Source organism: Bacterioplanoides sp., assembly GCF_965219715.1.
Taxonomy (GTDB): Bacteria; Pseudomonadota; Gammaproteobacteria; order Pseudomonadales; family Oceanobacteraceae; genus Bacterioplanoides.
In genome coordinates this window covers 1,650,129-1,662,806 of the sequence record NZ_OZ244785.1, presented here as the reverse complement: position 1 = coordinate 1,662,806, position 12,678 = coordinate 1,650,129, and the positions used below count along the sequence as shown (strand labels likewise).

The following is a 12,678-nucleotide window of genomic DNA, read 5'->3' as shown; positions in this document are numbered from 1 at the left end:
GCAAAGTGGTTAACTCATTCTAACGGCTGATCCATGTCAGACCGTTATTGTAATTGATCAAATACCAAGCAAACGCTTGTTAAAATTGTAGCAATTTGTAATCCACTATTGATCAAAAAATCACCGCCCTATAGCCTGCGCGCCGCTTTAACGTCGATTACCGAGGTATGTTTGTAATGCGAGTTGTTGGATCAGCAATATGCTTAGCCAGTCTGATATTAGGACTAATGAATCAGACTCACGCCGCAGTATCGGAGCAGGATGCACAACGATTGGGTAAAGACCTGACGCCAGTTGGCGCTGACAAGCTGGGAAATGGCAGTGATATCCCGGCATGGCGCGGTGGTCTGGATAAAAAAGAAGGCATGGCGCCAGGGCAGTTTCATGCCGACCCCTTTGTTAAAGACCAGCCTTTGTATCGTATTACTGCTCAGAATATCGACCAGCATGAAAAGCGCCTGACCAATGGCCAGAAAGCGCTGCTGAGGGCTTTTCCGGATATGTTTTTTGAGGTCTATCCGAGTCGCCGTTCCGCCTCTTATCCGCAATATGTGTATGACGCGATCAAAGATAATGCTACCACCGCTCAGCTGATGAAGTATGGCTCTGGTGTGCGTGGTGCGGTGATGTCTTCGCCGTTCCCAATGCCAACTGCGGGTGAAGAGGTGATGTGGAACCACACCTTACGTTTCCGTGGTCAATCATTTTCCTACACTGCATACACCGTTGCGGTAACACCAAGCGGCGCACGTGCCGACAGTCTGCGCGACTACAAATATTTCGTACATTACAGTGAGCCGGGCGTCAGCGCCGACGATCTGGATAACAAGATTTTTTACCTGAAGCGTAAAACACTGGCACCAGCAAACCTGGCCGGTCGTATCACTCTGGCTCATGAAACGCTGGATCAGGTGCGTTCGCCACGCAAATCCTGGGTTTATGTTCCGGGTCAGCGTCGCCTGCGCCGCACACCGGATCTGGCTTACGACACCGCCGACGTGAACACCAACTCAATCCGCACCATCGACCAGGTCGATATGTTTAACGGCGCGCCCGATTATTATGAGTGGACCTTAGTGGGCAAGCAGGAGCTGTACGTTCCTTACAACGCCTATCGTGTACATCAGGGCGATCTTCAGAATGATGACATCCTGCTGGACCATCACCTGAACTCGTCTTTGTTGCGTTATGAGCCACACCGTGTGTGGGTGGTTGAAGCTAAGCTGCGGGTTGGTTACGACCACCGTTATGCAACTCGTCGTTATTACATCGATGAAGACTCCTGGTCGATTATTTACGCCGAAGAATATGATCAGGAAGGCAAGCTGCTGCAGGTGTCAGAAGCTCACACCATCAACTATTACGATGTGCAGCTGGTATTCCCGACTCTGGAAGTGACTTACGATCTGGAGAACAATCGTTACTACGCCGAAGGCCTGGATAACGAACGTGGCTCGACGCTGAATTTCAATGAAAACTTTAACAAGCGTGATTTCTCCACTAGTGCTGTTCGTCGTGAAGCGAAACGATAAGCTGCGCTGACATCCGCCGCTTTCCCCATTACACTGGCGTTTTTGATTGACTGAAACGCCAGTGCGCTTATTTTTCCTGCTTTTTTTATTCTGTGGTTCTGTAACGGCCGCAGAACTTCCTGAAAACTTTGCCCAGCTGCCGGACGATGTTCAGGCGGTAATTCTCGAATATATGTTTTTCGCCGAGCAGGCCGATCAGGTTTGGGGTGATGAGTTTGAAGAAAGCTCCATTCATTCGATGGTGAAATACCTCGACGATTTCCACACCCGGGTACGAATCGATTTTGCCCGTGGGCGAATCCGGGTGGAAAGTCAGGGTTCGAAAACACCGATTCAATCGTTGCAAAAAGCCATCAGTGCCACACTGCTAACGCCAGCCAATCCGAATGCCATCGATTTATACACAGCGGCTGATTTTGGCTTAACCGGTAAACCATTTCTGGCCGGGCAGGTGGTCGATCATCAGGGAAAAAGTGTGCTTTACCCGTGGCGTGCGCAGCAATACGCAAAGTACCTGACATCGAAGAAACTTCAAAAGCGTGGCTCCCGTTACTGGATTGATATTCCGATGGTAGGCAACTACCGCAGGGTGGGGGCGGATCGCTATCGTTTGCCGGTGGCCGCGGCGGCTGAAAAATATCGGGTTTCTGAAGCGTTGATTTTCGCCATTATGGAAACCGAAAGCAGTTTTAATCCGATGGCGGTTTCTCATGCCAAGGCTTATGGTCTGATGCAGGTTATGCGTAACACCGCAGGTAAGGATGTTTTTCAGCGCATTTATAAACGCCGTGATAAGCCCAGTCGCAATTATTTGTTAAACCCGGAAAAGAACATTGATGCCGGTTCGGCGTATCTGTCTATTCTGCGTGATGTCTATCTGAAAGGTGTGCAGGGCTGGCTGAAAAAAGAGTATTGCGTGATTGCGGCATACAACGGTGGCGCTGGCAATCTGTTTAAAGCGTTTCATTCCAATCGAAAAAAAGCGCTGGCGCGTATTAACGCGATGAGCACTCAGCAGGTGTATAACACCATTGTTAATGAGCACCCCAAATTAGAGTCTCGTCGTTATCTGCAGAAAGTAATCAAATTTAAGAAGAAATATGTCAGTTGGTGAATTATCCAAAGCCTTGCTCTTACCCGGCGCACAGCTTAAACAGACCGTTACTCAACAGCTGAAACTCTGGCTATTGGATCTGGACGTCGACGCCGTACAGATGGATGCGCAGCAGATTGGGATGTTCTGGCAAAATCTGCCGTATTGGGCATTTGCCTGGGCCGGTGGCCGGGTTCTGGCGCAATATATTGTTGATCATCCGCATGCGGTTGAGGGCAAACGGGTTCTGGATTTTGGATGTGGTTCGGGGTTGGTGGGTATCGCCGCCGCGAAAGCGGGCGCATCTGAGGTGTGGGTTGCAGATCTCGATCCCAATGCACTGCTGGCCGCCCAAGCGAATGCCGAATTGAATGGTGTGGCTGTTTTGCCAGTTGATTCGGATTCGGGCTGGCCGGAAGTAGACCTGCTGCTGGCCAGTGATGTGTTGTACGACATCAGCTCCAGCGATGATCTGCGTAAGCTGATGCTGAAAATTCCGGATTGGTTACTCACTGAAAACCAGCAGGTTGCTCCTGATTGGGTACAGTTGCAGTCCTTATGGCAGTGCAATACTTCAACATTACCGGCAATTGGAGATTTTGATGAGAGTGTGTCACTGCAGGTCTATGGCCGCTGTGAATGAGCTGTGATAGCGTAATCGCCAATCAATAAAAACCAATGAATCAAGGAATTCTGATGAAAACACTTAAGCAGATATTGCTGACCATTACTTTGATTGCCATGGTGCCGGTAGCAATGGCGCAGGACCTGACTGCCAAGCAGGTTGAGCAATGGCTGGGTGCGATGCCAGCATTAACCCAGTGGCTCAGTCAGCACGAAGAAAAACTGGCGGCCGATGATGTAATGAAAGAAAGCGCCAGTATGGATCAGGTGTTTGCCAAAGGTGTTGAACAGTTACGTGAAAAAGGTCTGTACGATGATTTTAACAAGCAAGTGACCAAGGCTGGTTTTAAGAATGTTGAGCAATGGGCTGGCTTATCCCAGGATATCACCATGGCATATATGGCGATTGAAATGGAAAACGAAATGGTCAGTGCTTCGCAAATGGAAGCTCAGCTGAAACAGCTGCAGGCGGCTGAAGGTCTTTCTCCGAGCGAAAAGGCCATGATGGAACAGATGATGAAGGCATCACTGATGATGGTACAGGCTGCGAACAAAGTGCCTGCCAAGAACAAAGCGACCGTACGCCCGTACGCCGAGCGTATTGCCAAGCAGTTCGATGAGCAGCGTACTGATCCACATCAGCATTAATTCGATCGGGTTATATCGTCATAAGAAATTCTGATCTGGAGCAAGGAGGGCTAAGCTGCAAAAGCTAAGCTAAGCTCAATAGAAAGGGCGGCCATGTGCCGCCCGGTGAGCAGACATGGAGACATCGCATGAGTTATTCCACGGTTAAAGACGTTATTGATTACAGCAAAACGCTGCATGAGCATGCCCGTAACCTGTATCAGCAACTGCGTGATCAGACCCAGCGAGAGCGGGTGGATATGATGTTGCAGCTGTTGGCTGAGCACGAGAATACCCTGGCGCAATCCATGCAGAATCTGAAGGATCACGCCAGCGAGAAGGTGCTCAGCGAATGGCACCAGTTTGAACCCGGTTCCATTTCCGATGCCCTGGAAGGCTGCAAAGATTGTCACCCTGACATGTCAGTGGATGAGCTGACTCAGATCGCTCTGCGAATCGATGATTATCTGATATCTCTCTATCGCCAGATGGCCAGTGAATCCACCAACAGCGACTCCCGCCAGTTGTTTGAAAATCTGGTGCAGCTGGAAGAAACCGAAAAAGTCCGCACGGTTCGTGCTGCACTGTCCGCCAATGATTGGTAAACACGGTGGCTGAGTCACCGTTCCTGGGTTATTCAAGATTCTGTTTTGCCGGGCGTTTGTCTGGCATCGCCGTTTTGTTTATGTGCGGCTGTATCGCCAGTTGTGCTTCTGCTCCACCTGGCCAAATGCCACTCAGACACGAACAACACTGCGACATTGGTGAAGGTGTGTCGCTGTTGAGCAACGCTGAATTACGCATCGGCCTTGGACAGCGACCATCAGCTGGTTATGGCATTGAGCTGAGTCAGCACTGGAATGGTGCTGATGTAAGTGTTCACTATCACGAAATCCGTCCAGGCGCGGATGCGTTGGTAGCTACGGTTATTACTACTCCATGTGTTGCGTTATCCTTGCCGGATGGTTGGCAAAAGGTGGAAGTGCATAACTCTGCCAACGGCCAACGCTGGCACTTCCGCTCTGAGCCCGTCTCTCAGAAAAGATATTAAGCGTCCGATTCCTGCCTTTCCCTGCTGTCGTTCTGTCAGTACCATGACAGCCTTATTTTGTGGAGTACACTCGCCGATGGCCATCATTCTTGGCATTGATCCTGGCTCGCGTATTACCGGGTTTGGTGTGATCAACTCGGTTGGCCAGAGGAACGAATACATTACCAGTGGTTGCATCCGGGTCGGTGATGGCGAGTTGCCTGATCGTCTGAAAAAAATCTTTGATTGTGTCACCGAACTGATTGAAACCTATTCGCCTCAGGAATTTGCCATTGAGCAGGTGTTTATGGGAAAAAATGCCGACTCTGCGTTAAAGCTGGGTCAGGCTCGTGGTGTCGCAATTGTGGCGGCATCTCTACAGGGGCTGCCGGTGGGTGAGTATGCTCCACGTAGTATTAAACAAGCCGTAGTGGGCAAAGGCTCTGCCACCAAAGAACAGGTACAGCATATGGTGCAGCATTTGTTGAAGCTGCCCGGCAAACCCCAGGCCGATGCTGCCGATGCTCTGGCGATTGCTATTACCCACGCCAATACCCGCGCCAGTCTGGTTACCCAGGCGGGTATTAAAAGTTATGCCCGCGGGCGGGTGAAAATATGATTCAAGCCGTTTGCAGCCGTGATTGTTTTTATTAGCAGCAACAGGATGTTGCGCTAGGATCGCCAGCACAGGGATGTGCTGTCCGATCCGGCGGCTTAAAAATAATCATGGCTGAGAATGGCGTCTCTAGATACTCCGTAACGGTTGTTGTCTGCCCGGGTCGATTGAGCCAAACACCCGTTTACTGATAGGCTAGCCGCTTTCCAATAAGCAAGTATCTGTATTCCCATGATTGGTCGTCTGCAAGGCATCATCCTCGAAAAACAAGCTCCGGATTTATTAATTGACGTTAACGGTGTGGGCTATGAAGTCCAGGCGCCACTATCGACCTTTGTCAGTCTAGGCAAACCCGGTGATGTGGCGGTGATTTATACCCATCTGGCCATTCGTGAAGATGCTCATCAGCTCTATGGTTTCAGCGATAAAGGTCAGCGTACCTTGTTCCGTACTCTGATTAAGGTCAGTGGCGTTGGTCCTAAACTGGCGCTGGCGATTTTATCTGGCATGGATGTGAATTCCTTTGCCAGCTGTGTTCATGCCGAAGACGTGACGGCGTTAACTAAATTACCTGGCGTCGGTAAAAAGACCGCCGAACGGTTAATCGTTGAAATGCGCGATCGCCTGAAAGAATGGCAAGCACCGGCACCGCTTTGGGCTGCGGTTGATGCTAAAGAGCAGGCTTCCCGCGATCAGGTTCTGGCTGAAGCCGAAAGTGCGCTGGTGGCGTTGGGTTATAAACCGACGGATGCTGCGAAGATGCTGAATAAAGTCGCTACGGATGACTTGTCGGCAGAAGAATTAATTCGTCTGGCGCTGAAAAGCACGCTGGGTCGATAGCAGGGTAATTCATCGTGATTGAAGAAGATCGTTTTATCAGCCCCCAACCTTCGATGGGGGAAGAGCGCCAGGATCGGGCGATCCGCCCGAAAAGTCTGGACGATTATATCGGCCAGCCCCATGTGCGTGAGCAGATGGAAATCTTTATTGGTGCTGCACGGGCGCGTGAAGAAGCATTAGATCATACGCTGGTGTTTGGACCCCCCGGACTCGGTAAAACCACTTTGGCCAATATTATTGCCGAAGAAATGGGATCACAGATTAAATCTACTTCCGGCCCGGTTTTAGAAAAAGCCGGTGATCTGGCAGCCATGCTGACCAATCTCGAAGAAGGCGATGTGTTGTTTATCGATGAGATTCATCGTCTGAACCCGGCTGTCGAAGAAGTGTTGTACCCGGCCATGGAAGATTACCAGCTGGATATTATGGTCGGTGAAGGCCCGGCGGCACGTTCGATTAAGATTGATTTACCACCTTTTACATTAGTCGGCGCGACTACACGTGCAGGTTTGTTAACATCGCCGCTGCGTGATCGCTTCGGCATCGTGCAACGTCTGGAGTTTTACAACATTGATGATCTCACCGGCATTGTTTCCCGTTCTGGAAGATTAATGGAACTTGATGTTGATGATGAGGGATCGCGTGAAATTGCCCGTCGTGCGCGTGGCACACCACGTATTGCCAATCGTCTGTTACGCCGGGTGCGCGATTATGCTCAGGTAAAATCTGATGGCATGGTAAACCAGAGCGTCGCTGATGCAGCGTTAAATATGCTGAATGTCGATGCCCAGGGCTTTGATCATATGGATCGCCGGTTATTGCTGACATTGTTAGAAAAATACGACGGTGGTCCAGCGGGTGTCGAAAGCCTTGCAGCTTCCATTGGCGAAGAGCGAGATACCATTGAGGATGTGCTGGAGCCTTACCTGATGCAGCAGGGTTATATTACCCGCACTCCAAGAGGGCGCATGGCAACTCGTCAGGCCTATCAGCATTTTGGTCTGGAATTACCAAAACGTTTCCTCAGTGATGAAGAAAACTGATGACATTTCGCTGGCCTGTCAGAGTGTATTACGAAGATACCGATGCCGGTGGCATTGTGTATTACGCCAATTATTTGAAGTTTTTTGAGCGTGCCCGCACGGAATGGCTACGTCAGCTTGGTGACGCTGAAGCACATTCCGGTTTTAGTCAGGAGCAGCTCAGAGAGCAGGGCATTTTATTTGTTGTACGGGAAATAAACGCCAGATACAAACAACCGGCGCGCCTCGATGATGAACTTGAAGTCACGGTTGTCGTCGAAAAGATGGGTAAAGCCAGTTTTAACCTGTCGCAGACGGTTTATCGTATTTCTGCGGATGGTGAACAACCTTTGGTAACTGGTAGTGTGTCGATTGCCTGTATTGGTGATGACGGAAAACCCCGGGCGATTCCGCCAGAAATTATTGCTGCGGCGAATCAGCCTTAGCGTTTGAGTAAAATTTAACGTTCTTATTATCAGACGGGAGTCTTTGTGAACGAATCCATGTCCATTATTTCGTTAATTGCCAATGCCAGTATTGTGGTGCAACTGGTTATGTTGATGCTGTTAGCGGCCTCTGTTCTGAGCTGGATTGTGATTGTGCAACGCAGCCGTTTGTTGTCTGCAAGTCGTGACCAGTTACTCGATTTTGAAGAACGCTTCTGGTCAGGTGTTGATTTAAATGCGTTGTATCGTGAGTGCCAGCAAAGTCCGGCACCGAGTGCGGTAGAGAATGTATTTATGTCGGGATTAAAAGAATTCGGCAAAATGCGTCAGCAAAATACCAATGATCCGGATGCCGTGATGGCCGGTGTACAGCGCGCGATGCGTATCAGTATTACCCGCGAGTCGGAAGTTCTGGATACTCACCTGCCGTTTCTGGCGACCGTTGGTTCCACCAGTCCTTACATTGGTTTATTTGGTACCGTCTGGGGGATCATGCATTCCTTCCAGGGATTGGCAGCTGTAAAGCAAGCCACGATTGCTACCGTAGCCCCGGGTATTTCTGAAGCTTTGATTGCAACGGCCATGGGCCTGTTGGCAGCAATTCCGGCTGTTATTTTCTATAACCGTTTTGCCACTCGCGTTGATCAGATGGTTACGGGCATGCATACCTTTGCTGATGAGTTTTCATCTTTGCTGTACCGCCAGGCTCACAAAATTAATCAGGCCAATTCCAGCCAGAGTAATAACGCCGCCGGTTCTGCGGAGGCTAACTGATGGAGCCAATGGCACCACCGGCGCAAAAACGCCGGCCAATGGCAGAAATCAACGTCGTGCCTTATATCGACGTTATGCTCGTGCTGTTGATTATCTTTATGGTGACAGCTCCGATGCTGGTGCAAAGTGTGCCGGTTAATCTGCCGGCGGTTGATTCGACGCCGACTGAAATTGAGCCGGATGACAGTACCATTATTATTTCGGTTGATGCCCGTGGTCTGTATTTTATTGAACGTGGCGAAGAGCAACCACGCGCCATGGCTCTGGCTGATGTACAGGACTATGCCCGCAAAATTACGGCTCAGGTGCCAGCGACCAAATTGCTGATTCGTGGTGACGAGAATGTTCCCTACGGCAAAGTAGTGGTGTTAATGGGCAGCCTGCAATCGATAGGTGTGAATAACATCGGCCTGATTACCGAAGCGCCGGATCCGGAGGCCAGTCGCTGATTCAGCGGATTCTGTTATGAGCTGGAGAAACCCCAACAGCTACGGCTTTGCCGCTTTTGTCGCCATTGTGATTCATCTGGCGGTGGCTGGCTTGTTTTTAATTGAATGGCCTGACAGTAAGCCCCATATTGTTGAGCCGGTGCCGCAACACGTGATGGCGAATGTGGTACAGGAAGAAAACAAAGCGGTTAAAGAACGTAAGCGTAAAGCTGAGCTCGAAAAAAAGCGTCAGCAACGAGCGGCAAAAAAACGCGCCGAAAAAGAACGCAAACGTAAATTGGAAGCCCGACGAAAAAAAGAGAAGGCACGCCAGGAAAAGCTCAGGAAAGAGAAATTAGCCAAACAAAAAGCCGCGGCTGAGAAAAAACGCCAGGCGGATGCTCAGCGTGCTGCGGAGAAAAAAGCGGCCGATGCAAAAGCTGCCGCAGAACAAGCCGAGCGTTTGCGTCAGGAGCAGTTACAGCAGGAACAGGATATGCTGGAGCAAATGGCTCAGGAGCAGGCTGAAGCTGAACTGCAGGCTCAGAAAGAGGCTGAAGCCAGAGCGGAACGTGCCGCGGTTATGACGTCTGAACACACGCTGCTGATTAAAGAGCAGATTCAGTCACAATGGCGTTATCCACCAGCAGTGGATTCCGGCATGGAAGTGGAGCTGAAGCTCACTCTGGTTCCAACCGGAGAAGTGGTTCAGGTACAGATTGTAAAAAGCAGTGGTAACCCGGCACTGGATCGTTCCGTGGAGCAGGCAATACGTAAAGCTTCGCCGTTACCTGTGCCAAAAGATATTGCAGTGTTTGAACAAAACTTTCGTAGTTTTACGATGAAATTCCGACCGGAGAATGCCTCGTGGTAGTTCGTTTTTTAGCAGTTTTTTCTCTGTTTCTCAGCTTAACCCTGACCAGTAGTCTGACGCGTGCAGAGTTAGTGATTGAAGTGACTCAGGGTAAACAAAGCGCCATTCCGTTAGCCGTGGTTCCTTTCGCCTGGACTGGCCAGAATCCTCCTCCCGAGGATGTCAGCAGCATCGTTGCCAATGATCTTGCTGGTAGCGGCTATTTTCGCCTGATTCCGGCCGAAAATATGATCAGCCGACCAACGGAATTATCGCAGGTAAATTATGACGACTGGGCTAAGTTGCAACAGGATTTTGTTGTGTTGGGTCGTTTGAGTGTGTTGCCGACGGGTTATGCTGTTGAATTCCATGTTCTGGATGTACACCAGAAAGTCGAAGTATTTCGTCACCGGGTAAAAGGCAAAGCCAGCCAGTTGCGTGATGTGGCGCATTACATCAGTGATTTTATTTTTAAAAAACTGACGGGCATTGACGGCGTATTTTCCACCAATCTGATTTATGTCACCACGAACCGCGAGCGTACTTTGTTTAACCTGATGTATGCAGACGCCGATGGTGCACGTGAACGTCGCATCTTTAAATCCAAACATCCGATCATTTCGCCAGCCTGGTCTCCGGACGGTAAAAAGGTCGCTTATGTATCTTTTGAAAATGGTAAAAGTGAGATCTTTTTTCAGACACTAGCGACGGGCAAGCGTGAGAAAGTTGCTGCTTTTTCAGGCTCTAACAGTGCTCCGGCGTTTTCACCCGATGGAACTAAACTCGCGTTTGTGCGCTCTCAGCTGGGTAATCCGGACATCTGGGTGATGGACCTGGCCAGCCGCAAGCTGGAGCGAATTACCAAACATTACGCAATTGATACTGAGCCGCAATGGACTATAGATGGTCAAAGCCTGATCTTTACCTCCAGCCGTGCCGGGGGGCCACAGATTTATCAGGTCAACCTGGCGTCAAAGAAGGTTGAACGACTGACATTTGAAGGCAAATATAATGCGCGTGCTCGTCTGACCGCAGACGGACGCAAGATGGTTTATGTGCACCAATCCGGTAAACGTTTTCATATCGCTTCTCAGGATATGAAAAGTGGCAGAGTGCACATTCTTACCAGTGAGACTGAATTGGATGAATCACCTAGTGTTGCACCCAATGGAAGTATGGTAATTTATGCGGCAAGTGAGGCTGATCGTAGCATTCTTGCCGCAGTATCGGTTGATGGAGAGGTAAAATTCCGCCTTCCATCGAAGTACGGAGACGTCAGGGAGCCGGCTTGGTCACCGATTTTACAATGATTTTCAAATTAACTTTCGGATTGGAAGACTGATATGCAAAAAACTGCACTGTATAAAGCTTTGGGTTTAACTCTGGGCGCTGTTCTGATGTCTGCTTGCTCCAGCACTGGCGAAGTAAACGAAGGTGCAGCTAGCTCTCAGCCAACTGCAATTGAAGAGCAAGTCGCTCAACAAGGTCAGGAAGCACAAACTCAGGTTGTTGAAGATGCCGCTCTGGTTAGCGAAGATCTGCAACAACAGGCTGACAAAGCACAACAAGCTCTGCTGGAAATGACTGTATTTTACTTCGGCTTCGATCAGAGCTCTCTGGAAGAAGACGGTAAAGATGCGCTGAAAGCACACGCTGCTTACCTGGCTGCTAACCCATCTGCTCGCGTAGTACTGGAAGGTCACGCAGACGAGCGTGGTACCGTTGAATACAACCTGGCTCTGGGTGAGCGTCGTGCGATGGCTGTACGTCGTTTCCTGATGGCTAACGGTGCAAAAGCTGGTCAGCTGCAGGTTGTTAGCTTTGGCGAAGAGCGTCCGGCTGTTGTTGGTCACAACGATGCGTCATGGGCTAAGAACCGTCGCGTTGAAGTGAAATACCAGAGCCGTTAATGAAAAAGTTCATCCTGCCTTTAGCGCTGGTGACATCCATCGGCGCTGTTGCTGAGGATGAATGGGTTTCAGTAGGTGCCAACGCTGCCGTGGCACCTGCTCAAACCGATGTAGTTGTCCCAGCCCAAACAAACCCCGCCAATTCTTCTGTTACTCCTGAATCTGAGAATGCTACCACTGGTGGTGATCTGATGTCTGAGCTTTTAACTCAGATGGAACAGATGCAACAGGAAATCGCTATGTTGCGTAGTCTGGTTGAAACCCAGCAACAGCAGCTCGCTACTGTTGAACAGGAACAGCAGGCGCGTTACCTCGATCTTGATCGTCGTGTTGCCAGCTTAATTACTCAACCTGTAATTGCTCAGCCAGAACAGACGGCGACAGAAGCTACCTCGAATCCAACCGTTGCTCCGGCAGATGCTTATAAAGCGGCCATGACCTTGGTACGTGAGAAGAAGTTCAGCGAAGCCAATCAGGCCTTTTCAGCGTTCACTGAGAGCTACCCGCAGGATAAACTGGTTGCCAATGCGTATTACTGGAACGGTGAGGTCTATCTGGTACAGAACAAACTGGAGCAGGCTAAGGAAGCGTTTGAGCAAGTGGTGACTCAGTTTCCGGATCACACAAAAACGGCGGATGCCAGCTATAAGCTGGGTGTCACGTTCCATAAGCTGGGCGACGATGCTTTAGCGCGTGAATGGCTGGAGAAGGTGATTGAGCAATATCCGGGCAAAGCCGATGGCACAGTCCGCCTTGCGCAAGCGTATCTGAAAAAACTGCAGTAACGATTCAGAAAAACCTGAAACCTGTCGGTTTGGCCAATAAAGCCCGTAGTCATCGCGATTACGGGCTTTTTTAATACCTGATTGACGGCTCGAAAAAG

Annotated in this window: 16 protein-coding genes; all 16 read left to right on the top strand. The window is 50.0% G+C overall.

Features of this window, described 5'->3' with window-relative positions; all coding sequences use genetic code 11:
• The first annotated feature begins 227 nt into the window (after nucleotides 1–227).
• The 16 genes from ACOQOZ_RS08095 (at nucleotide 228) to ybgF (ending at nucleotide 12,580) form a co-directional block, all read left to right on the top strand.
• Nucleotides 228–1,532 carry a DUF1329 domain-containing protein gene (locus ACOQOZ_RS08095; protein WP_420591766.1) on the top strand — a complete coding sequence of 435 codons (1,305 nt, stop codon included), beginning with the start codon at nucleotides 228–230 and terminating at the stop codon, nucleotides 1,530–1,532.
• 46 nt (nucleotides 1,533–1,578) lie between these two features.
• A complete protein-coding gene (locus tag ACOQOZ_RS08090; protein WP_420591765.1) occupies nucleotides 1,579–2,646 on the top strand; it encodes a murein transglycosylase domain-containing protein in 1,068 nt (355 codons plus the stop codon).
• Nucleotides 2,633–3,268 carry a class I SAM-dependent methyltransferase gene (locus ACOQOZ_RS08085; RefSeq protein WP_420591764.1) on the top strand — a complete coding sequence of 212 codons (636 nt, stop codon included), beginning with the start codon at nucleotides 2,633–2,635 and terminating at the stop codon, nucleotides 3,266–3,268. Before ACOQOZ_RS08090 ends, ACOQOZ_RS08085 begins: the two co-directional genes overlap by 14 nt.
• Nucleotides 3,269–3,321: 53 nt before the next feature.
• Complete coding sequence (locus ACOQOZ_RS08080; RefSeq protein WP_420591763.1) at nucleotides 3,322–3,897, top strand: hypothetical protein; 576 nt, start codon at nucleotides 3,322–3,324, stop codon at nucleotides 3,895–3,897.
• Between the two features lie 128 nt (nucleotides 3,898–4,025).
• Complete coding sequence (locus ACOQOZ_RS08075) at nucleotides 4,026–4,481, top strand: hypothetical protein (RefSeq protein ID WP_420591762.1); 456 nt, start codon at nucleotides 4,026–4,028, stop codon at nucleotides 4,479–4,481.
• A gap of 5 nt (nucleotides 4,482–4,486) precedes the next feature.
• A complete protein-coding gene (locus tag ACOQOZ_RS08070) occupies nucleotides 4,487–4,927 on the top strand; it encodes a protease complex subunit PrcB family protein (protein WP_420591761.1) in 441 nt (146 codons plus the stop codon).
• Between the two features lie 76 nt (nucleotides 4,928–5,003).
• Nucleotides 5,004–5,525, top strand: a complete 522-nt coding sequence (gene ruvC / locus ACOQOZ_RS08065) for a crossover junction endodeoxyribonuclease RuvC (RefSeq protein WP_420591760.1) — start codon at nucleotides 5,004–5,006, stop codon at nucleotides 5,523–5,525.
• A gap of 228 nt (nucleotides 5,526–5,753) precedes the next feature.
• Entirely contained in the window at nucleotides 5,754–6,362 is a 609-nt protein-coding gene (ruvA, locus tag ACOQOZ_RS08060) for a Holliday junction branch migration protein RuvA (RefSeq protein WP_420591759.1), read from the top strand.
• A gap of 14 nt (nucleotides 6,363–6,376) precedes the next feature.
• Nucleotides 6,377–7,405: a Holliday junction branch migration DNA helicase RuvB gene (gene ruvB, locus ACOQOZ_RS08055; protein ID WP_420591758.1), complete on the top strand. Its 1,029-nt coding sequence runs from the start codon at nucleotides 6,377–6,379 to the stop codon at nucleotides 7,403–7,405.
• The gene (gene ybgC, locus ACOQOZ_RS08050; RefSeq protein ID WP_420591757.1) at nucleotides 7,405–7,830 is read left to right on the top strand and encodes a tol-pal system-associated acyl-CoA thioesterase; all 426 of its coding nucleotides are present in this window, start codon (nucleotides 7,405–7,407) and stop codon (nucleotides 7,828–7,830) included. The genes ruvB and ybgC overlap by 1 nt, the downstream gene beginning before the upstream one ends.
• A gap of 57 nt (nucleotides 7,831–7,887) precedes the next feature.
• Nucleotides 7,888–8,604, top strand: coding sequence for a protein TolQ (gene tolQ, locus ACOQOZ_RS08045; RefSeq protein WP_420592406.1), 717 nt, complete (start codon nucleotides 7,888–7,890; stop codon nucleotides 8,602–8,604).
• On the top strand, nucleotides 8,604–9,053 hold the full coding sequence (tolR, locus tag ACOQOZ_RS08040; protein WP_420591756.1) for a protein TolR: 450 nt from the start codon (nucleotides 8,604–8,606) through the stop codon (nucleotides 9,051–9,053). The genes tolQ and tolR overlap by 1 nt, the downstream gene beginning before the upstream one ends.
• 16 nt (nucleotides 9,054–9,069) lie before the next feature.
• Nucleotides 9,070–9,906, top strand: coding sequence for a cell envelope integrity protein TolA (gene tolA, locus ACOQOZ_RS08035; RefSeq protein WP_420591755.1), 837 nt, complete (start codon nucleotides 9,070–9,072; stop codon nucleotides 9,904–9,906).
• Nucleotides 9,900–11,195: a Tol-Pal system beta propeller repeat protein TolB gene (gene tolB / locus ACOQOZ_RS08030; protein WP_420591754.1), complete on the top strand. Its 1,296-nt coding sequence runs from the start codon at nucleotides 9,900–9,902 to the stop codon at nucleotides 11,193–11,195. The genes tolA and tolB overlap by 7 nt, the downstream gene beginning before the upstream one ends.
• A gap of 33 nt (nucleotides 11,196–11,228) precedes the next feature.
• Nucleotides 11,229–11,795 carry a peptidoglycan-associated lipoprotein Pal gene (pal, locus tag ACOQOZ_RS08025; RefSeq protein ID WP_420591753.1) on the top strand — a complete coding sequence of 189 codons (567 nt, stop codon included), beginning with the start codon at nucleotides 11,229–11,231 and terminating at the stop codon, nucleotides 11,793–11,795.
• The gene (gene ybgF, locus ACOQOZ_RS08020) at nucleotides 11,795–12,580 is read left to right on the top strand and encodes a tol-pal system protein YbgF (RefSeq protein WP_420591752.1); all 786 of its coding nucleotides are present in this window, start codon (nucleotides 11,795–11,797) and stop codon (nucleotides 12,578–12,580) included. The genes pal and ybgF overlap by 1 nt, the downstream gene beginning before the upstream one ends.
• The last annotated feature ends 98 nt before the right edge of the window (nucleotides 12,581–12,678 follow it).

Excerpts from the sequence above, each read along its gene's own strand:
- ACOQOZ_RS08080 (WP_420591763.1), top strand. The coding sequence starts at position 3,322 with ATGAAAACACTTAAGCAGATATTGCTGACCATTACTTTGATTGCCATG.
- tolR (WP_420591756.1), top strand. The coding sequence starts at position 8,604 with ATGGAGCCAATGGCACCACCGGCGCAAAAACGCCGGCCAATGGCAGAA.
- ACOQOZ_RS08075 (WP_420591762.1), top strand. The coding sequence starts at position 4,026 with ATGAGTTATTCCACGGTTAAAGACGTTATTGATTACAGCAAAACGCTG.
- ruvA (WP_420591759.1), top strand. The coding sequence starts at position 5,754 with ATGATTGGTCGTCTGCAAGGCATCATCCTCGAAAAACAAGCTCCGGAT.
- tolA (WP_420591755.1), top strand. The coding sequence starts at position 9,070 with ATGAGCTGGAGAAACCCCAACAGCTACGGCTTTGCCGCTTTTGTCGCC.
- ruvC (WP_420591760.1), top strand. The coding sequence starts at position 5,004 with ATGGCCATCATTCTTGGCATTGATCCTGGCTCGCGTATTACCGGGTTT.
- ACOQOZ_RS08095 (WP_420591766.1), top strand. The coding sequence starts at position 228 with ATGAATCAGACTCACGCCGCAGTATCGGAGCAGGATGCACAACGATTG.
- ACOQOZ_RS08085 (WP_420591764.1), top strand. The coding sequence starts at position 2,633 with ATGTCAGTTGGTGAATTATCCAAAGCCTTGCTCTTACCCGGCGCACAG.
- pal (WP_420591753.1), top strand. The coding sequence starts at position 11,229 with ATGCAAAAAACTGCACTGTATAAAGCTTTGGGTTTAACTCTGGGCGCT.
- ybgF (WP_420591752.1), top strand. The coding sequence starts at position 11,795 with ATGAAAAAGTTCATCCTGCCTTTAGCGCTGGTGACATCCATCGGCGCT.
- tolQ (WP_420592406.1), top strand. The coding sequence starts at position 7,888 with ATGTCCATTATTTCGTTAATTGCCAATGCCAGTATTGTGGTGCAACTG.
- ybgC (WP_420591757.1), top strand. The coding sequence starts at position 7,405 with ATGACATTTCGCTGGCCTGTCAGAGTGTATTACGAAGATACCGATGCC.